Consider the following 19,253-nt stretch of genomic DNA (forward strand, 5'->3'; position numbering starts at 1 on the left):
GGTCTCCGGTGCCGTCCGGTGTCAGACGGGCAGATTGTTGATGGGATGGGAGTCGGTGGCCCACAGATACTGCACCGCGTACGCCCGCCAGGGCCGCCAGGCCGCGGCTCTGGCGGTGAGCGCCGCGGGGGTCGACGGCAGGCCCAGCTCACCCGCCGCCCGCCGGATGCCCAGGTCGGTGGCGAGGAAGGCGTCCGGGTCGCCCAGGCCGCGCATCGCGATGACCTCGACGGTCCACGGTCCGAAGCCGGGCAGTTCGAGCAGCCGGGCACGGGCCTCGTCCCAGTCGCTGTCCACCCCGAGGGTGAGCGACCCGGCGGCGAGCGCGCCCACCAGGGTGGTCAGGGTGGTGCGCCTGCTGCGCGGCAGCGCCAGGGACTCCGGGTCGAGGGCCGCCAGGGCCCGCGGCGACGGGAAGAGGTGGGTGAGACCGCCCCTGGTGTCCTCGACGGGCACCCCGTGCGCGGTGACGAGCCGGGCGGCGTGGGTGCGGGCCGCCGCGGTCGAGACCTGCTGGCCGAGCACCGCGCGTACCGCGAACTCCGCCGCGTCGACGGTACGGGGCACCCGGCGGCCCGGGGCCTTGTCGACCATCGGGGCCAGCAGCGGGTCGTTGCCCAGCTCGCCGTCGACGGCGACCGGATCGGCGTCGAGGTCGAGGAGCCAGCGGCAGCGGCTGATGGCGTGGGTGAGGTCGCGCAGATCGGTGAGGGAGAGCAGACAGCCGATGTGGTCGGGGTGCGGGGTGAGTTCGGCGATGCCGTGCCCGTACGGCAGGGTGAGCGTCCTGCGGTACGCGCCGTCCCGCCACTCCTCCACGCCGGGGACCCCGGTCGCGGCGAGGTGGCCGAAGAGGTTGTCGGGGTTGAGGGGCGCGCGGAACGGGAGCCGGAGCGCGATGGCGCCCGGGGTGTGCGGCCGGGCGCCGCGCGCGGCGCGGGTGCGCAGCTCGCCCGGGGCGAGCGCGAAGACCTCACGGACCGTGTCGTTGAAGGTGCGGATGGAGGAGAACCCGGCGGCGAACGCCACGGCCGCCAGGGGCAGTTCGGTGGTCTCGATGAGGATGCGCGCCGTCTGGGCGCGCTGCGCGCGGGCCAGGGCGAGCGGTCCTGCGCCCAGCTCGGCGAGGAGCTGACGCTCGATCTGCCGGGTCGAGTATCCGAGCCGTCCGGCCAGGCCGGGCACGCCCTCCCGGTCGACGACGCCGTCCCGGATCAGGCGCATCGCGCGGGCCACGACGTCGGCACGGGCGTTCCACTCGGGGGACCCGGGGGTGGTGTCCGGGCGGCAGCGTTTGCAGGCGCGGAACCCGGCCTGCTGGCAGGCGGCGGCGCTCGGGTAGAAGGTCATGTTCTCGACCTTGGGCGGCACGACCGGGCAGCTGGGGCGGCAGTAGATCCTGGTGGTCAGGACGGCCGTGAAGAACCAGCCGTCGAAGCGGGCGTCCTTCGACTGGACGGCGCGTACGCAGCGCTCGGTGTCGGTGTGCATGGTTCAAGCATCGGCCACCCACGGCACCGGCGGCTGGCGAGAATCCGACATCTCCCTCAGCCCGGCCACGGCCGCCGGCCCGCTCACGTCCTCCGCAGCCGCCGCCATACCGCCTTCGCCGCGTTGTGGCCCGACATGCCGTGGACGCCCGGGCCCGGCGGGGTCGCCGCCGAGCAGAGGTACACCGCGGGGTGCGAGGTCGTGTAGGGGAACAGGGAGAGCTTGGGCCGCAGGACCAGTTGCAGTCCGGCGGCCGCCCCGCAGGCGATGTCGCCGCCCACATAGTTCGCGTTGCGCGCGAAGAGTTCGGCGGGGCCCGCGGTGGCTCGCGCCAGCACCCGGTCGGTGAACCCGGGCGCGAAGCGCTCGATCTGGCGCTCGATGGCCTCGGTGAGGTCGCCGTCCCAGCCGTGCGGCACATGTCCGTACGTCCAGAAGACGTGCTTGCCGTCGGGCGCTCTGGACGGGTCGACCAGACTCGGCTGGGCGCTGATCAGGAACGGTGTCTCGGGGGCGCGACCGCCGGACGCCTGGCGCAGTGCCGTACCGATCTCACGGCTGCTCGGGCCGATCTGGACGGTCCCGGCGGTCCTGGGGGCCTCCGCCGTCCAGGGCACCGGCCCGTCGAGCGCGTAATCGATCTTGAAGACGCTCGCCCCGTACCGGTATCCGTCGTAGGCGCGGCCGAGGCCCGCGATGCGCGCGGCGGCTGTCGGTGAGGTGTCGAAGATGTACGCCCGGGCGGGCGGCAGATCGTCCAGCCGCTTCACCTCGAAACCGGTGTGCACCACACCGCCGAGGTCGCCCAGATACCCCGTCAGCGCGTCGGAGATGGACTGTGAGCCGCCGCGCGGCAGCGGCCAGCCGCCCTCGTGCGCGGCGAGCGCGAACATCAGCCCGACGGCGCCGGTGGCGAGGCCGTCGAGCGGGGCGATGACATGGGCCACGAGCCCGGCGAACAGGGCACGCGCCCGGTCGTCGCGGAAGCGCTTCATCAGCCAGGTGGACGGCGGGAGTCCGGCCAGTCCGAAGCGCGCGAGGGTGACCGGGTCGCGGGGCGGCGCGGTGAGCGGCAGCGACATGAAGTCCCTTGCCAGCGTGGGCCACCGGCCGAGGAAGGGGGTGACGAGCCTGCGGTACGCGCCCGCGTCGCGCGGCCCGAAGGAGGCGGCCGTCTCGGCGACCGAGCGGGACAGCACGGCGGCGGTCCCGTCGTCGAAGGGGTGGGCCATGGGCAGTTCGGGGTGCAGCCACTCCAGGCCGTACCGGTCGAGGGGCATGGTCGCGAAGACCGGTGAGCCGACGCCCAGCGGGTGGACGGCGGAGCACGGGTCGTGGCGGAAGCCGGGGAGGGTGAGCTCCTCGGTCCGCGCGCCCCCTCCGACGGTCTCCCGGGCCTCGAAGACCTCGACCGCGAAACCGCGGCGGGCCAGCTCAACAGCGGCGGTCAGCCCGTTGGGTCCCGCCCCCACGACGACAGCATCGAGCATCGACGGCACCTTCGGACTCCTTCGTCAGCCGATGGCCAGAGGTCCCAAGGATATTCCCGTGCGCCGACAGTGCGGCCGGGGGTGGCGTCACCGACCGGTGCATGTGGTGACCGGGGTCCGGGCCGCCGGGGCCGGGACAGCCGGGGTCCGGGCCGCGGAGCCCGTCAGGGCTTGGCCGGTACGTGCTCGTCCGGGGTCTGGGCGCTGTCCAGGCCCGGCTCCGCACCGGCCATGTCCTGCGCCTCCGGCCTGGTCCGCGGCTGCGCGGGCGCCGCCGGCTCCCCCGCCGCGTCCGGCACACCCGCCACGTCCGCGCCCGCCGGCCCGCGGTGCCACAGCGGCGGCAGCCTGTAGGTCAGCAGATAGAGCACCGCTGCCACGGCGAACCCCACGTAGTACGTCAGCTCGCCCCACTCGGGATGGGCCGATGCGACCGGGCCCGTATAGAGGTCCGACTGCCAGAAGGGCACGGAACAGATGACCCCGGCCAGCCAGGCCACGAAGCCCCACTCCAGGATGCGGCGCTTCTCGTACAGCTCGGGGATACGCGTCTTGTCGCGGCGCGGGCCCACGAAGTAGTCGAGCAGGATGACCGCCACATAGGGCGCGATGAAGTAGGCGGTGAGGTTGAGGAAGACCTCGAAGGACGTGTAGATCCCGCCGACCCCCCACAGGCTGACGCCGAAGGCCGCCACGCAGATGAGGGTCACGCTCTGCCAGCGCTTGAGGGGCAGCCCCAGCGTCTGCAGGGAGATCGCGCCGCCGTAGACGTTGAGGAAGTTCTGCGAGAAGGAGGAGAGCAGGATCGCCAGCATCGCCGGGACCGACCACGGCCCGGTGAGCTCCTTGAGCGCCAGGATCGGGTCGTCGGTGGTGGTCGCCGCACCGGCCAGGACGACCCCGGTGATGCCGAGCCACGACAGGGTGACGAAGTTGCCGAGCGCCGTCAGCAGACCGGCCGATGTGCTGACCTTCCTGCTGTCCGGCAGATAGCGCGAGTAGTCGGAAGCGAACGGCAGCCAGGCGATCAGGAACGCCAGGAACCAGCCGCCGAGCGTGATCCAGCCGCCGGATGCCCCGATGTATCCGGAAGCGCCGGGGTTGGCCGCCAGGAAGTGGCCGCCGCGGTACAGCGCGACGACCGTCACCAGGGTGAAGAGAACGAACAGGACGACGGAGAGGATCCGCTGCAGATAGTGGATCATGTTGTAGCCGAAGACGGCGACGGTCAGCTGGAGTGCGGTCAGCACCGCGGCCGAGAGCCAGAACGGTGTCCCCAGCAGGACCCCGAGCGCCTTGCCGCCGAGGATGACCGTGACGGCGGCCCAGCCGACGCCCGCGAACACATTGATGTACGCGACGGGCAGCAGATTGCCCACGAAGCCGAGCGGGCCGCGGGCCTGCATCTGCTGGGGCACGCCCAGGCGCACCCCCATCCGCGACATGATCCCCATCGTGGCCGAGCCGACCAGGGCTCCGGCGATGATGGCGGTGACCGCGGCCGTCATGGACAGGCCCAGTGCGGCGGCGCTGAAACCGAGCAGCATGATCGGGAAGTTGAGTCCTGCGGCGAACCAGACGGAGAACTGGGAGCCGGCCTTTCCGTGGCGTTCCACTTCGGGGATGTGGTCCACGCCGTACGGCTCCACCTTCGCGATGCTGTCGCGGTATCCCAGGTCGGGCGGTTGCTGCGCGGGCTTGTCACTGTCCATGCCATGCCTCCTACAGACTGCTGCCATGTTGTATGCCAGTGGTCAGAGTGAAAGTGCCATGTGTGCTTGTCAAGGGTTCCGGCAAGGGCCGGTCACATCCGCCCAACAGCCTTGAGCAGAGAGGCGGAGCGGCATACAGGGGCGCAACGCGGCGCGACATCGTCTTGACGCTGTGCGGGAGCGCACCCTAGGTTCGTGCCATGCAAGATACTTCTTCTAGCGAGGGTGCCCTCCCTGCGGACCGCAACCCCGCCGTCCGCAAGCAACGGCTGAGCGGTATGAGCATCCAGAGCCGGGTGATCGTCGAGCTGCGCGGCCGCATCATCTCCGGCGAACTCGCCCCCGGGACCAGCCTGTCGGAGATCGTGCTCGCGGAGGCGTTCGGCGTCAGCCGCACTCCCGTCCGCGAGGCCCTGAAGCAGCTGCAGACCGAGGGGCTCGTCGACATCAGGCCCCGGGTGGGGACATTCGTCGCGGCCCCGTCTCGGCGGGAGATCACCGAACTGTTCCAGATGAAGGAACTGCTCGAAGGTGCCGCCGCCCGGCTGCTCGCCCAGCGCGGCCGGGTGCCCGAACTGGACGCGCTGGAGGCCAACCTGTCCACGGCCGACGCCGCGGTGCGCAGCGGCGACCAGGAGGGTTACGCCGAACTGGTCCATGAGTTCCACGACTTGGTGATGCGCGGCGCCGACAACGCCAAGCTCGCCGACCACTACCGCACGCTCATGAACCAGCTGGCCTACCCGCGCCTGGTGCACACGTCGCTGGCCCAGCCCGGCCGCCCCACCCGGTCCGACTCCGAACACCACCATGTCCTGGAACTGATCCGGGCCAAGGACGGGGACGGTGCGGAGCGGGTGATGCGCGAGCACGTACGGGCCAGCCACCGGGCTCTGATGGACGGTCTCGACCGGTCCGCTCCCGGCGCGGAAGGCCAGGAAGCCCCGGAAGCCCCGGAAGGCGCGAACGGCGAATCCGGCTGACGGACCGGCGCGCGGTCGGCCCGACCGCCCGTGCGCCGCTCCCCCGCCCGGCCCGCGGTTCAGCACCGCGGCGCGCCGGAGTCCAGGACTTCTGGGACCTCTGAACCTCTGGACTTCAGGACTTCAGGACTTCAGGACGAAGGGGTCGTCGGCCGGTCCCTCATCGGTGTTGATCCAGACGCTCTTGAGCCGGGTGTACTCGCCCATCACCTCGGTGCCGTGCTCCACGCCCATACCGCTGGACTTGAAGCCGGAGCGCGGTGACATCGGGGACATCGAGCGGTAGGTGTTCACCCAGACCGTCCCGGCGTCCAGCCGGGACGCGACACGGTGCGCACGGGCCAGGTCACGGGTCCACAGCCCCGCGGCCAGCCCGTACTCTGTGTCGTTGGCGAGCCCCACCAGCTCTTCCTCGGTCCCGAAGGACATGATCGCCACGACCGGGCCGAAGATCTCCTCCCGGCACAGCCGCATGCTGTTGTCGGCCTCGACGAAGGCGGTGGGGCGGTAGAAGAACCCGCCGAGACCGTTGAGCGCGCCCGGTTCGGGCCTGCTGCCGCCCGCGACGGTCACCGCGCCCTCGGCCCGGCCCGCGGCGACGTACTCCTCCACCTTGTCGCGCTGGCTCTCGATCGCCAGCGGCCCGAGCTGGGTCCGCGGGTCGAGCGGGTCGCCGAGCCGGATCGCGTCGGCCCGCGCCGCCACCCGCTCCACCACCTCGTCGTAGACGTCCCGCTGGGCGTACACCCGGCTGCCCGCCACACAGGTCTGCCCGGCGGCTGCGAACACCCCGGCCACGATGCCGACGGACGCGTTGGCCACATCCGCGTCGCCGAAGACGATGTTGGGCGACTTGCCGCCCAGCTCCAGCGTGGTGCGGACGAAGCGGGAGCCGCAGCTCGCCGCGATCCGCGACCCGGTGCGGGTGCTGCCGGTGAACGTCACCTTGGCGACCAGCGGGTGCTCCACCAGCGGTGTGCCGACCTCGTCGCCGTAACCGGTGACGACGTTGACGACGCCGGGCGGGAAGCCGGCTTTCTCCAGGAGCGGGGCCAGCTGGAGCAGCGAGGCCGACGTGTGCTCGGACGGTTTGACGACGACGGTGTTCCCTGCGGCCAGCGCGGGGGCCAGCTTGGTGATGGTCAGCAGCAGCGGGGAGTTCCACGGGGTGATGGCCACGACCACGCCGAGCGGCTCGCGCACCGTGTAGTTGAGTATCTCCTTGCGGGAGGCCGGGATGGTGCTGCCGTGCACCTTGTCGGCCAGGCCCGCGTAGTAGTGCACGTACTCCGGCAGGCTGGCCAGCTGGGCGCGCATCTCGCTGAGCAGTTTGCCGTTGTCGAGCGTCTCGGTACGTGCGAGTTCCTCGCCGTGCTCGCCGATGAGTTCGGCGAGCCGGCGCAGCAGCGCGCCGCGCCTGGTAGCGGTCAGATCGCGCCAGGACGGGTCGTCGAACGCGGCGCGCGCGGCCCGTACGGCACGGTCGGCGTCGGTGGCGTCACCGCGTGCCGTCTCGTACCAGGGTTCGGCGGTCGTCGGGTTGACGCTGGGCAGATAGGCGCCGCTCGCGGGCCGCACCCAGGCGCCGTCGATGTAGTGGTCATGACGCGGGAGTCGCGGTGCGGTCACGGTCCACCTCCGTGGTGTGTCGGATGATCTCGTCGGTGAGCTGCCCGGCCGCTTCCAGCGCGAGCAGATGCCGGGCGCCCGGGATGACGGCGGCCCGTGCGCCGGGGACGGCCGCGGCCAGTGCCCGGGTCATCGCCTCGGTCGAGCCGGGGTCGGCCCCGCCGGTGACGGCGAGGGTCGGCACACCGACCGCGGGCAGCTGGGGCCACAGTTCGGCGTCGGCCCGGGTGAACACCTCGTAACAGGCCAGGTACGAGGCGTGGTTCTGGCCCAGCAGGGTCGCCCTGACCTCTTCGACCAGGTCCGGTTCTGCCGTCTGCCACTCCTGGGTGAACCAGCGGTCGATCGCCGCGTCCACCGAGCCCGGGAAGTCGTCCCTGGCCCGGTCGAGGCGGCCGGCCACGTCCCGGCTCTCCTCGGGGGTGCGCCGGGCCACCGAGCTGACCAGGGTCAGGGACGCGACGGCGGCCGGCCCCAGCAGCGCGGCCCGGGTCGCCACCAGGGCGCCCAGCGAGAACCCGACGAGGTGGGCGGGGCCTTCGAGGGTGTCCAGGACGTCGGTGGCGAGGTCGTCGAGGGTGACACCGGGCTCGGCCGGCGGTGAACCGGCGTGGCCGCGCAGATCGACGGTCCGCGTACGGTGGTGCGCCGCGAGCGCCGGTACGCACCGGTCCCACATGTGCCGGTCGAGGCCGACCCCGTGCAGCAGCACGAGGTCCGTGCCGCTGCCGTGGTCCTCGTAGCCGATCACTGCTCGGTCGCCAGCGGTGCGAGGCGGGCCTGCGGGCGGCCCTGGGCCGCGGCGGCCAGCGCGACGACGATCTCACCGGCGCGCGGGGCGTCGGGGACGCGGACCTCCACGGTCTGGTGGTGCGAACGGATGGTGGCGTCGGTGATGTGCTTGAGCGGGATGTCGAAGACCGTGCCGGCCCCGGCGCGCTTCTCCACCGCGGGCAGCAGGGTGGTGGCGGCGGTCGCGTTCCGGAAGTGGTTGCCGAATTTCAGGGTGTGGATCAGCGCCGAGCCGTGCTCGGTCTCGCCGTCCAGACCGACGATGGCCGCCTTGCCGTACGCCTCGACCGTCTCCCCCAGTGCCTTGACGACCAACGGGGCGAGCAGCGCGCCCAGTTCGGAAGCGGTCGCCTCGATGCCGGGGCCGAGATCCTGGACGAAGCCCTGGCCCGCCCAGGGGTTGTCGATGACGGCCGCCACCACAGCGGTACGGGCGGCCGGTTCGACGGGGACGCCGCCCTCGGTGTGGATCTCGTCCACGAGGGTGACGATCTTACGGATGTTCATGAGGTCCTCTCGGGGCTTGCCGGGGCGGGGGTTGCCGGGCCGGGACTTGCCGGGGCTTGGGCCGCAGGGGATGCGGTCGCCAGGGTTTCCAGGGTCACCACGGGGTCGGTGCGCCGGTCCCCGATCCGGGCGTTGGGGCGCGGCCCGGTGGCGGCGGCAGCGACGATCACCAGCTCGTCGGGGCGCGGGCCGTCCGGGACCCTGATCCGGGTGGCGGCGTAGTGCGAGCGGGTCGCCGCGGCCGTCTTGTGCCAGATGGGGACGGTGACCGTGGTCCCCGCGGGGGCCTGCTCCTCGCTGAAGGCGATGATCGAGGTGCCTTCGAGGATCTCGCGTACGACATTGCCGAAGTACGGGGTGTGGATGAGGGCGCCGCCGTGCTCGCTCTCGCCATCCAGGCCGACGACGGCCGCCTTGCCGAAGGACTCGATGGCGTCCGCGCCGCCGAGCATGGCGGTCAGCCGGCTGGTGATCTCCCTGGCCACCAGGGGCGCCAGCTCCTGGGCCTCGGCCGGCAGGTCGGCCACGATGCCGCGCCCGGCCCAGGGGTTGCGCACCACCACCGCGACGGCACCGCGCCGGACGGTCGTGACGACCGGCTCGCCCAGTTCGCTGACGAAGTCCTCGCAGGAGGTGACGATGCGCCGGATGACGGTCACGAGCGGCCCGCGCCGCTCGTCCCGGCGGTGCTCGCGTCCGAGGTGAAGCGGGGCATCACCTGTTCGGAGAAGAGCTCCAGGCTGCGCATGGCGTGCTTGTGCGGCAGTCCGGGGTGGGTCGTCCACAGCATCAGATGCTCCAGGTTGATCTCGTCCTGGAGTTCGCTGATCTTCCCGGCCACGTAGTCGGGGGTGCCGACCAGCAGATTGCGGTCCTGGAGGAAGTCGAAGCTCAGCTCGTGGGCGTCGGTCAGCTCCTCGCCCTCCTCCATCAGGTTGGACAGACCGCGCCAGTGCGTGACCCACCGGTAGGTCTGCAGGAGCGCCTCCTGGAACTCCTCCCTGGCCTGCTCCATCGTGTCGGCGACATACACGTCGCGGACCAGGGCGAGCCCCTCGCCGAGGGCGTGCTCACGGCCGGTCGCCTCGGTGGCGGCCCGCCGGTAGAGGTCGAAGCGCCCCTTGAGCGCGGAGACCGGCGGCAGCCAGAGGATGCCCTGGATCCCGTTCCTCGCGCAGGACTCGATGGACCGGGGCGAGTCGACGACCTGCCACATCGGCGGGTGCGGGCGCTGGTACGGGGCGGGTGTGACGGCCAGCTTGGTGATCTCGCCGTCCGTGGTGAAGTCCTCGGTGGCCGGGGAGAGGGGGTGGCTCCACTTCAGGCCGGGGGCGGGGAAGTCGTAGAAGCGGCCGTGGTGTTCGAAGAACTCCCCGGACCACGCCTTCTTCAGGATCTCCAGGGTCTCTTCGAACAGAGCGCGGTTCTGCTCCTGGTCGCGCGGGTCGGCCTGCGGGTTGAGGTTCATCGCCTCGCGCCCGTAGAGACCGCGGCCCACGCCGACCTCGACCCGTCCGCCGGACAGCTGGTCGAGCAGTGCCAGGTCCTCGGCGAGGCGCAGCGGATGCCAGAAGGTGACGATGTTGGCGGCCTGGCCGATGCGGATGCGCTCGGTGCGCGCGGCGATGTCGGTGCCCATCAGGACGGGGTTGGGCGTGAGCTCCTGCCCCTCGTGGCCGAAGTGGTGCTCGGTGTACCAGACCGACCAGAAGCCCGCGTCCTCCGCGGCGACGGCGAACTCGCGTGCCTCCCGCATCAGACGGTGGTACTCACCGAGCTGACCAGGAGCGCCGAGCGCGTGAAAGATCGAGAAACGCATGGACCTGCCTCTCTGTGCCGGCCAGCAGCTGCTGGCATACAACAGACCGTAGGTGCCGCTTCTTTCAGCCGTCAAGACTCGGAATGGCGTTTTTCAGAACGGTCCCATTCAGTGGGAAATAGCCGCTATATCTAGACGAAACAAGGGAGTTGGAGCCATGGAACCAGCGAGAAAGAGGCCATCCCTTGACATGCAAGAGGAGCGTTCATAGCGTCCTGCCACACAAGAGCAGTGCACGGCGGAGCGAACCGGCGGGCGATCCGCGGGTCCCGCTTCCCGCAGGAAAGGGCACGGTGGACGACGTATGAGTACCGGAAGCACCGACATCAGGGAACGCATCTCCGCGGCATGGGGTGCGGCCTGGCAGCGTGGCGAGGTCGACGCGCTCGACACCGTCCTGGCGGCGGACTACCGGCGGCACGGCCGCACCGCGCAGGGCACGGCTGACCTCAAGGCCAATATCACCGCGTGCCGTGCGGGCTTCCCCGATCTGGTCACCGAGATCGAGGACTGTGTGGTCGAGGGGGACCGGGTGGCGACCCGCTGGGTCAGCAGGGGTACACACACCGGGCGGCTGATGGACGTACCGCCGACCGGCCGGACCGTCACGGTCTCCGGCGCCACGTTCTCCCGTATCGAGGACGGCATGGTCGCCGAGGAGTGGGTCACCTGGGATCCCCGCCAGCTGCTGACAGCGCTGGGGATCATCCCGCTGGACAGCGCACGGGCGGAGGCGCCCGCCGGGGCCGGGGCCCAGGGGCGCCACGCGCGATCGGCGGTGGCGTCATGAGCACGACCGCGGAGAACCGGCCGGCGGCGGAAGTGGCCGAGTCCGATGTCAAGGGACTGCACCGCAAGTTCATCACCGGGGTCACCATCGTGACCACGATGGACGGGGAACGGCCGCGCGGTCTCGCCGTCAACGCCTTCTCCAGCATCTCGCTCGACCCGCCCCTGGTCATGGTCTGCGTCCAGCGGACCTCGTCGACCTATGAACCGCTCTTCCGCGCCGGCCACATGGGCATCAGCATCCTCGCCTCCGACCAGCTGCCCGTCGCGACGGTCTTCGCGGGCAAGAGCGACGACAAGTTCGCAGAGCTGCGCTGGACCGCGGGCGCCCATGGCTCGCCGCTGATCGACAGCAGCGCGGCCGTACTGGAGGCGCGGATCCAGGAACGCCTGCAGACCAGTACGCACACCATCTTCGTCGGACGGGTCACCCAGGCCGCCCACTCCGAGCGGCCGCCGCTGATCTACAGCGCGGGCGGCTTCTACGACGGCGGGCAGCTCGATGCCGCCGCTCTCTGAGCCGGTGGAACGGGCCGGGGACCGGGCCGCGGCCCGCCCCGGCGACCGCGCGCCCGGACCCTGGCTCGTCGTCATCGACATGCAGCGGGCGTTCGCCGATGCTGACAGTGCCTGGCGGGTGCCGCGCTACGCGGAGATCGAGCCGGTCATCGACGCGCTGGGCGAGCGGTACGCCGGCCGCACCGTGCACACCCGCTTCGTGCCCGACCCCGCCGAACCGGACCAGTGGGCCCGCTATTACGACCGCTGGAGCACGATGCGCCGCCCGCAGGACTCGCCACTGTGGGAGCTCACCCGGCCGCTCCCCGGAGGCACCCCGGTGGTCTCACTGCCCACGTTCGGCAAGTGGGGCGGGGAACTGGCGGCGCTCACCGCGGGCGCCCCGCTGGTGCTGTGCGGTGTCGCCACCGACTGCTGTGTGCTGGCGACGGCTCTGGCGGCGGCGGACGCGGGGCGGGCGGTCACGGTTGTGTCCGACGCCTGTGCGGGCGTCGACGACCGCAGCCACGGCGACACTCTGCGCCTGCTCGGTCTGCTCTCACCGATGGTCGAGGTGTGCGAGGCGCGCTCCCTGCCGGGGCCGGGCGGCTGACCTGGCTTGCGGTGAGTCCGTGCCTCAGGCGCCCGCCGCCAGCAGCTGCCGCACCCGGCGGGCGGTCGCCGTGTCACGGGCGGCGGTGAAGGGCAGCGCGTTGCCGCCCGTCACACGGAACGGCTCGCCCGTGAGCGTCAGATGGGCGCCGCCCGCCTCCTCGACCAGCAGCAGTCCGGCCGCGTGGTCCCAGGCCAGCTCCCAGTTGAAGGCCACCGCGTCGAGGGTCCCCCGGGCGATCGCCAGATACTCCAGGCCCGCCGAACCGCACGGCCTGGTGCGGACCCCTTCGGTACGCAGGGCGAGCAGCGAGCTCTTCTGCTCGGGTGTGGTGAAGTCCGGGTGCGAGGTGGCCACCCGGAGTTCCGCGCCCGGCGCGGGTGAACCGGCCTGGAGCAGCTCCCCGTTGAGGCGGGCGCCACCGCCCCGTACGGCGACGGCCATCTCGTCCAGCGCCGCGGCGTATGTCCAGGAGGCCAGCAGCTCGCCGCGGTGGGCGAGCGCCACCAGGGTGCAGAAACCAGGTTCGCCGCGTACGAACTGGCGGGTGCCGTCGACCGGGTCGACGATCCAGACGGGTGCGTCGCCCCGTATGGCCGCGTACGAGGACGGGTCGGCCGCGACGGCCTCCTCACCGACCACCACCGAGCCCGGCAGCAGTGCGGTGAGGGCGGCCGTGAGGTGGTCCTCCGCGCCGCGGTCGGCCACCGTCACCAGGTCGTGCGGACCGCTCTTCTCGGCGATCTCGTGCGCGGCGAGCTGCCGGAAGCGCGGCAGGATCTCGGCGGCGGCCGCCTCGCGGACCACCGCGTCGACCTCGGTCACATCCCTGGTCAGAAGCTGTTCGGTCATGCCCCCATCACAGCACACCCCGGTGAAGGCCCCGTACCGGTTCAGCGGCCGACTGCGTAACCCTGCATGCCGCGCGGGTTCGCCGCCGCGCTCAGCACCCCGGTCAGCGGGTCGCGGGCGACCGCGCACAGCCTGCCCTCCGACCAGGCGCCGCCGACGGTCACCTCGTGCCCGCGGCGGCGCAGCTCGGCGATGGTCTCCTCCCCGATCCGCGACTCGACCGTGACGCTGCCCGGCCGCATCCCGCGCGGGTGGAAGGAGCTGGGGAAGGAGTCGTTGTGCCAGTTCGGGGCGTCGATCGCGCCCTGGAGGTCCAGACCGCCGCGGACCGGTGCGGTCAGCGCGACCGCGAGGAAGAAGTGCACCTGCCACTGGTCCTGCTGGTCGCCGCCCGGCGTCCCGAAGGCGAGCACCGGTACACCGTCGCGCAGGGCGAGCGAGGGGGTGAGGGTGGTGCGCGGACGGCGGCCCGGGGTGAGCGAGTTCGGCAGCCCCTCGTCCAGCCAGGCCATCTGGAGCCGGGTGCCGAGCGGGAAGCCCAGCTCGGGCACCACCGGGTTGGACTGGAGCCAGCCGCCGCTCGGGGTGGCCGAGATCATGTTGCCCCAGCGGTCGACGATGTCGAGGTGGCAGGTGTCGCCGCGGGTCGCGCCGTCCTTGGCGACGGTCGGCTCGCCGGAGCCGGGCGCGGGGATCCCCATGGCGTCGAAGCCCGGCTCGCCCGCGGCCACCGCGGTGGCCTGCCGGCTGAGCCGGGGCGTGCGGCCCTCCGGGCTGCCGGCGCGCAGCTCGTGCGAGGCTGCGCCGGTGATCAGGGCGCGGCGCCGCGCGTTGTACGGGCCGGAGAGGAGCGCGTCGAGCGGGACTTCCCCGGCGTCGCCGTACCAGGCCTCCCGGTCGGCCATCGCGAGCTTGCAGCCCTCTATGAGCAGGTGGACGTAGTCGGCCGAGCCGTACGGGGGCAGTTCTGCGGGGTCGCCGGGGAGCAGCGCGAGCTGCTGGAGGAAGGCCGGGCCCTGGCTCCAGCCGCCCGCCTTGCAGAGGGTCCAGCCGTTCCAGTCGTACGTGGCGGGCGCCTCGTAGGTGGCCGACCAGCCGGCGAGGTCGGCCGCGGTGAGGGTGCCGGTGTGGCGGTCGCCGCTGGTGTCCCTGGTGGGGCGCTGCGACTGGCGCACCAGCGCTTCGGCGACGAAGCCCTCGCGCCAGACGGCGCGGGCCGCGTCGATCTGGGCAGCGCGGTCCGTCCGTCCTTCGGTGGCCTCGGAGATCAGCCTGCGCCAGGTCGCGGCGAGCGCGGGGTTGCGGAACAGCTCGCCGGGCGCCGGTGCCCTGCCACCGGGGAGGTACACATCGGCGGACGAGGTCCACTCGGTCTCGAAGAGTTCCCTTACGGTCTCCACGGTCAGGCCGACGCGCTCGACGGGCGCGTGGCCGTCCTCGGCGTAACCGATGGCGTACTTCAGGACGTCGGCGAGGGACTTCGTGCCGTGGTCGCGGAGCAGCAGCATCCAGGCGTCGAAGGCGCCGGGGACCGCGGCGGCCAGCGGCCCGGTGCCGGGGACCAGGTCGAGGCCGAGCGAGCGGTAGTGGGCGACGGTCGCGCCGGCGGGGGCGGGGCCCTGTCCGCAGAGCACCCGCACCTCGCCGCCGGCCGGGGCGATGATCGCGGGCACCTCACCGGCCGGTCCGTTGAGGTGCGGCTCGACGACATGCAGGACGAAGCCGGCGGCGACGGCCGCGTCATAGGCGTTTCCGCCGGCCTCCAGAACGGCCATCGCGGACTGCGAGGCGAGCCAGTGGGTGGACGACACCATGCCGAAGGTGCCCTGCAGGGTGGGGCGGGTGGTGAACATAGGGGCTCTCACCTCACTGTTTACGCGCGTCAGACGGTCGAATCTGCACTCAGGATCGGGCCTGGAGAGAATCTGGGGAGTGTGGATCGGCACTCTCCTCCACCCGCTCCCCCAGCAGGCTATCGATCGCCCTGCGCCCCTTCTTCCCCGCCTCCGGCATGAAGTGCGCGTAGTGATCGAGCGTGATGGTCGGCGATGAATGCCCCAACCACTTGGCGAGGGTGACGACTGGCTCTCCTGCCTCCAGCACGAGGGATGCATACGTGTGCCTCAACACATGGAACCCGTCCTTCGGCGCCGCTTGCCACTGCCAAGGTTTCGCCCCCTCGGCACGCGAAGGGATGACACCCGCCCTGGCCGGAGCAGGCTTCCAGATCGCGGTGTTCCACGTGTTGGCGGCGATCGCGTTTCATTGATAACTGCGGTCATGGGAAGACTCCTTGGGGTGAGGCGCGGGGATGAACGCAGCCGTCCGGCCATCACATGCAAATCGCACGGCGACCGGACTCCTCCAGTGGTCCGGAGAATCGCAGTTTTGGGTAACCGGCGATCGTCGGCCATGTTGCCCGCCCCATCACGTACCCGACAGCGGCTCGGCATCACCAACGACGAGGGGAAGCACGTACAGCCGCGGGGCCCGAGGCGTGTCACCCGAGGCGAGCGCTAGCAGACCGTCGTGCACTAGCCGATCGACACTCACCGTCGCACAGCACTCGGGGGCCCCAGGGCTAACACCACTTGCCCGAAGTGTGGCACCGGAATGCCGTGCCACGTGCGCGAGGACGAAACGATCACCGCGATGCCCGCGTTGCGGGAAATCTTTGCCGAGGAGACCCGCTCCTGGTGCGGCTCTGGTCGGCACGGTGACCTCGGCGCGCGTCGGCCGGCTCGACGAGCGCTTCGGGCGGCGCACCGCCCTGTACGGGGGCATCGTGGTGGCCTCGGCGGGCGTCCTGGTGACCGTGGCCGACAGCGTCGCGGGTCTGGTCCTGATCACGGCGGGGTTCTTCACCGGCCATGTGATCGCCTCCAGCTCGGTGAGCAGCGCCGCGACCACCGGCCGCGCCCAGGCCTCAGCCGTCTACCTGACGCTCTACTACATCGCCAACAGCGTCAGCGGCACCCTGGCCGCCTCCGCCTACCACGGCGCGGGGTGGACGGGCGTGGTCGCGGTGTGCCTGGCCGCGATGGGCCTCGCGGCGCTCATCGCCATGCGCAAGACCTGACGCCGTGTCATGAACAGACCGCGCCGTTCGCGGCCGGCCATCTCCCACGCATCACGATTCGTGATCGGTGTCAGATCGGATTGCGTCTTGGACGGCTCACGGCCCGGTGTTGGACTGGATCCGCGGCGGTTCCCCGGCCAGAGGGACCGCGCGTCAGCCGTTCCACCTCGATCCAGCGGAGAACACATGCCTCTCATCCACGTGCAGCAGACCCCCGGCAAGACCGCCGAGCAGAAGGCCGAGCTGGTCCGCGAGCTGACCGACGCGTACGTGAAGGCCACCGGCAGTAAGCCGGAGAGCGTCTGGGTGACCGTGCAGGAGATCGCAACCGACAGCTGGTCGATCGCCGGCGACACCCTCGCGGCCCGCGCCGCCGCAGCGGCCAAGTGACCCGCGGCCCCGCCGGGCCGCCGGCCTGACGCGAGGGCTCCGCAGCCGCCGTTTCCGGACCGAGATTCCCCCGTTCCGGCCCGGAAACGGCCCCCCTTCGTCTCCCCACCCGGCCGCCAGGGCCGGGCTTGGAGGTGCCCCGCACCCGAACCCGGTCGCCCAGGCCGCCCCTTGCGCCCACCCCGAACAGGAGATGAGCCGTCGTGAGCGACGCGCTTGACACCGCCGTCCCGTCAGCCGGCACCGCAGCCGGCACCGCAGGTCCCCTGGATCTGCTGGTCGTGGGGTGCGGTGCGGGCGGCCTCGCGACGGCGGTCAGCTTCGCCGAGAACGCCCCGGGCAGCCGGGTCCTGGTCCTGGAGCGCTCCAGCCGTTACGACCGCGGCGGGAACACGACCTGGACCGGCTCGTTCTTCCGGTTCGCCGCGGACGGCGCTCCGGCCGACGACTTCGAGAGCCGGCTGCACGAGCTGAGCGAGGGGCAGTCGGACACCGACCACATCAAGACGCTCAGCCTCAACGCCGCACCCGCCGTGCGCTGGCTCGCCGAGCACCACGGGGTGGAGTTCGAGACCCGGCCGACCTACTTCGTCACCGCGCGCGGCCCCCGGCTCATGCCCGCCTGCGGCGGCGCGGGCCTGGTGGACCAGCTCGCCAAGTCGCCTGAGCGACTGGGCGGTTCGATCGCCTACGGCGTGCGGGCCACCTCCCTGAGCACCGACGCGCTGGGCGCGGTCAACGGCGTGGAGGTGCGCGAGGGCGGCAGGCTGCGGCACATCGCCGCCCGCCGCACCGTGCTCGCCTGCGGCGGCGGCTTCCGGGGCAACCCGGACCTGCTGGGCCGTCACATGAAAGCCACCGGCCGCGGGTTGAGCCCGATTGCGCCCGGCGGCAAGCACACCGTCGGCCTGGTGCCGCCCAAGTCCAACTGGGCCGTGGAGCTCGACACCGGGCCCTTCATGGCCTGGCCGGTGCACTGTGCCATCACCTTCACCCACGGCGGTCTGCGGACCGACGCCCGTTCGCGGGTGCTGACACCGGCGGGCACGCCCATCGACGGCCTGTACGCCGTCGGCGAGACCGCCGGCCTCTCCTACAGCCGCTGCCCGGGGGCGACCTCGGTGCTGCGCGCGCTCACGTTCGGTCGGTTCGCCGGGGCGGAGATCGCCCAGGTGACGGCATCGGCCGGCTGAAAACCCCCCGCCCCTCCCCACACCGAGGAAGTTGCCAGTTGCCATGAAGACCGCATCAACACGCACTCCCTACGCGCTGTTGCTCGCCGTCCTGTGCTCGCTGAACGCCGGTGGCCTGTTCGCCTCCGACATCAACCTGCCGGGCGTGCCGGCCACCGCGCATGCCTTCAACACCCCGGTCGCGTCCGTGCAGTGGACGTTCAGCGCCTTCATGATCGGCATCGCGGTCTCGCAGGCGATCTACGGGCCGATCTCGGACGCGTACGGGCGCAAGCACGTCATCGTCTCCGGGCTCGGCCTGTTCGTGGTGGCCTCCCTGATCTGCGCGGCGGCGCCCACCGTCGAGGTGTTCGGCGCCGCCCGCCTCCTGCAGGCCCTCGGCGCCGGCTCGGGCATGGTGCTTGGCCGGGCCGTGATCAGCGACCTGTACGACGAGAAGGACGCGGCCCGGATGTTCGCCACGGTCATGCCGATCGTGGGCGTCTCACCGTCCATCGCGCCGCTGGTCGGCGGCTATCTGACAACGTACGTCTCCTGGCGCGCGCCCTTCGTGGTGACCGCCCTGATCGGGCTCGCGACGCTGGTGGTGATGGTCACCTCCATCCCCGAGAGCCTGCCGCCCGAGCGCCGCAGCAAGCACCTGGGCGCCACGCTGCGCAACTACCCGAAGCTGCTGACCCGCCCGCTGTTCTGGGCCTACACCCTCAACCTGGCGGTGGCGTACGGCGGTTACTTCGGCTACCTGGCCGCGTCCCCGCTGGTCTTCGAGAAGATGGGCCTGGCCACCGAGACCACCAGCTACTGCTACATCACCGTCTCGATCGCCTATGTGGCGGGCAACCTCACCTCGCGCACCCTGCTGCGCAAGCGGCCCGTCAACCAGCTGCTCTGGATGGGCCACGGGTTCTTCCTGCTCGGCGCGCTGATGATGGTCGGCCTCGGCCTGAGCGGGGTCGGCGGGCGGTGGGGGCTCCTGGTCCTCGTCTTCATGCCGGTGATGACCTTCGGTAACGGCTTCCTGCTCCCGCTGTCGATGAGCGCGGGCGTGACGACCTTCCGCGCGACGGCCGGTGCGGCGTCCGGTCTGATGGGCGCGCTCCAGCTGCTCGCCGCCTCGCTCGGTATCTTCCTTTCGAGCCGGCTGCCCGCGGGCGACCTCTTCGCGCTCGGCTGGTTCGTCCTCGGGGCCGCCTCGGTGGGAATCGCCGCCTTCGCCCTCTTCCTTTCGCTGGCCGCCCGGCAGACCGACCGCGCGCAGGCACTGGACAGGGAAATTCGCATTACCAACGGCCGCGCAGCGGATTTCCAGAAAGCTACCGCTCAGAGTAAATAAATTCCCGAGGTAAACAAAACTCCATTACCGACGGAGCGGCCCTCCCGGTGGCAGGTGCCGCTCGTCGGTGTGCGAGGATTCCT

Annotated in this window: 19 protein-coding genes; 8 read left to right on the top strand and 11 right to left on the bottom strand. The window is 71.6% G+C overall.

Going from position 1 to position 19,253, the window contains the following annotated elements:
* Positions 1-21 precede the first annotated feature (21 nt).
* From OG510_RS05550 to OG510_RS05560, 3 genes are all read right to left on the bottom strand, one after another.
* On the bottom strand, positions 22-1,491 hold the full coding sequence (locus OG510_RS05550; RefSeq protein WP_406135595.1) for an AlkA N-terminal domain-containing protein: 1,470 nt from the start codon (positions 1,489-1,491) through the stop codon (positions 22-24).
* 83 nt (positions 1,492-1,574) lie between these two features.
* Entirely contained in the window at positions 1,575-2,990 is a 1,416-nt protein-coding gene (locus OG510_RS05555; RefSeq protein ID WP_406135596.1) for a phytoene desaturase family protein, read from the bottom strand.
* Between the two features lie 155 nt (positions 2,991-3,145).
* Entirely contained in the window at positions 3,146-4,693 is a 1,548-nt protein-coding gene (locus OG510_RS05560) for a purine-cytosine permease family protein (protein ID WP_406135597.1), read from the bottom strand.
* A 278-nt stretch (positions 4,694-4,971) separates the two neighbouring features.
* Here OG510_RS05560 and OG510_RS05565 point away from each other — a divergent pair, with 278 nt between their 5' ends.
* The gene (locus OG510_RS05565; RefSeq protein WP_406135598.1) at positions 4,972-5,676 is read left to right on the top strand and encodes a GntR family transcriptional regulator; all 705 of its coding nucleotides are present in this window, start codon (positions 4,972-4,974) and stop codon (positions 5,674-5,676) included.
* Positions 5,677-5,799: 123 nt separating this feature from the next.
* Here the strand turns inward: OG510_RS05565 and OG510_RS05570 are convergent, their stop codons facing one another.
* From OG510_RS05570 to OG510_RS05590, 5 genes are read right to left on the bottom strand one after another with little or no spacing between them, the layout of a single operon-like run.
* Positions 5,800-7,305: an aldehyde dehydrogenase gene (locus OG510_RS05570; RefSeq protein ID WP_406135599.1), complete on the bottom strand. Its 1,506-nt coding sequence runs from the start codon at positions 7,303-7,305 to the stop codon at positions 5,800-5,802.
* Positions 7,277-8,056: an alpha/beta fold hydrolase gene (locus tag OG510_RS05575; RefSeq protein ID WP_406135600.1), complete on the bottom strand. Its 780-nt coding sequence runs from the start codon at positions 8,054-8,056 to the stop codon at positions 7,277-7,279. The genes OG510_RS05570 and OG510_RS05575 overlap by 29 nt, the downstream gene beginning before the upstream one ends.
* Positions 8,053-8,604 (bottom strand): amino acid synthesis family protein, encoded by a 552-nt coding sequence (locus OG510_RS05580; protein ID WP_406135601.1) that lies wholly within the window; start codon positions 8,602-8,604, stop codon positions 8,053-8,055. The genes OG510_RS05575 and OG510_RS05580 overlap by 4 nt, the downstream gene beginning before the upstream one ends.
* Entirely contained in the window at positions 8,601-9,263 is a 663-nt protein-coding gene (locus tag OG510_RS05585; RefSeq protein ID WP_406135603.1) for an amino acid synthesis family protein, read from the bottom strand. The genes OG510_RS05580 and OG510_RS05585 overlap by 4 nt, the downstream gene beginning before the upstream one ends.
* Positions 9,260-10,423: an LLM class flavin-dependent oxidoreductase gene (locus tag OG510_RS05590; RefSeq protein WP_406135604.1), complete on the bottom strand. Its 1,164-nt coding sequence runs from the start codon at positions 10,421-10,423 to the stop codon at positions 9,260-9,262. Before OG510_RS05590 ends, OG510_RS05585 begins: the two co-directional genes overlap by 4 nt.
* A gap of 304 nt (positions 10,424-10,727) precedes the next feature.
* Between OG510_RS05590 and OG510_RS05595 the strand changes: the two genes are divergently transcribed.
* From OG510_RS05595 to OG510_RS05605, 3 genes are read left to right on the top strand one after another with little or no spacing between them, the layout of a single operon-like run.
* Entirely contained in the window at positions 10,728-11,213 is a 486-nt protein-coding gene (locus OG510_RS05595; RefSeq protein ID WP_406135605.1) for an ester cyclase, read from the top strand.
* Positions 11,210-11,731, top strand: coding sequence for a flavin reductase family protein (locus OG510_RS05600; RefSeq protein ID WP_406135606.1), 522 nt, complete (start codon positions 11,210-11,212; stop codon positions 11,729-11,731). Before OG510_RS05595 ends, OG510_RS05600 begins: the two co-directional genes overlap by 4 nt.
* Positions 11,715-12,323 (top strand): cysteine hydrolase family protein, encoded by a 609-nt coding sequence (locus OG510_RS05605; RefSeq protein WP_406135607.1) that lies wholly within the window; start codon positions 11,715-11,717, stop codon positions 12,321-12,323. The genes OG510_RS05600 and OG510_RS05605 overlap by 17 nt, the downstream gene beginning before the upstream one ends.
* A gap of 24 nt (positions 12,324-12,347) precedes the next feature.
* On the opposite strand, the gene OG510_RS05610 is transcribed toward OG510_RS05605, so the two are convergent.
* Genes OG510_RS05610 through OG510_RS05620 form a run of 3 tightly spaced genes read right to left on the bottom strand, consistent with a single transcriptional unit; the run spans position 12,348 to position 15,305 of the window.
* Positions 12,348-13,175 carry an inositol monophosphatase family protein gene (locus tag OG510_RS05610; protein WP_406135608.1) on the bottom strand — a complete coding sequence of 276 codons (828 nt, stop codon included), beginning with the start codon at positions 13,173-13,175 and terminating at the stop codon, positions 12,348-12,350.
* A 41-nt stretch (positions 13,176-13,216) separates the two neighbouring features.
* The gene (locus OG510_RS05615; protein ID WP_406135609.1) at positions 13,217-15,028 is read right to left on the bottom strand and encodes a gamma-glutamyltransferase family protein; all 1,812 of its coding nucleotides are present in this window, start codon (positions 15,026-15,028) and stop codon (positions 13,217-13,219) included.
* Positions 15,029-15,077: 49 nt separating this feature from the next.
* A complete protein-coding gene (locus OG510_RS05620) occupies positions 15,078-15,305 on the bottom strand; it encodes an integrase (RefSeq protein WP_406135610.1) in 228 nt (75 codons plus the stop codon).
* A gap of 586 nt (positions 15,306-15,891) precedes the next feature.
* Between OG510_RS05620 and OG510_RS05625 the strand changes: the two genes are divergently transcribed.
* The 4 genes from OG510_RS05625 to OG510_RS05640 all read left to right on the top strand — a co-directional run bounded on the left by OG510_RS05625 (position 15,892) and on the right by OG510_RS05640 (position 19,170).
* Positions 15,892-16,254, top strand: coding sequence for a hypothetical protein (locus tag OG510_RS05625; RefSeq protein WP_406135611.1), 363 nt, complete (start codon positions 15,892-15,894; stop codon positions 16,252-16,254).
* A 186-nt stretch (positions 16,255-16,440) separates the two neighbouring features.
* Positions 16,441-16,644 (top strand): 4-oxalocrotonate tautomerase family protein, encoded by a 204-nt coding sequence (locus OG510_RS05630; protein WP_164265867.1) that lies wholly within the window; start codon positions 16,441-16,443, stop codon positions 16,642-16,644.
* A 203-nt stretch (positions 16,645-16,847) separates the two neighbouring features.
* Positions 16,848-17,837 carry an FAD-binding protein gene (locus OG510_RS05635; protein WP_406135612.1) on the top strand — a complete coding sequence of 330 codons (990 nt, stop codon included), beginning with the start codon at positions 16,848-16,850 and terminating at the stop codon, positions 17,835-17,837.
* Positions 17,838-17,880: 43 nt separating this feature from the next.
* A complete protein-coding gene (locus tag OG510_RS05640; RefSeq protein ID WP_406135613.1) occupies positions 17,881-19,170 on the top strand; it encodes a multidrug effflux MFS transporter in 1,290 nt (429 codons plus the stop codon).
* The last annotated feature ends 83 nt before the right edge of the window (positions 19,171-19,253 follow it).

This window comes from Streptomyces sp. NBC_01089 (genome assembly GCF_045162975.1).
GTDB lineage: Bacteria > Actinomycetota > Actinomycetes > Streptomycetales > Streptomycetaceae > Streptomyces.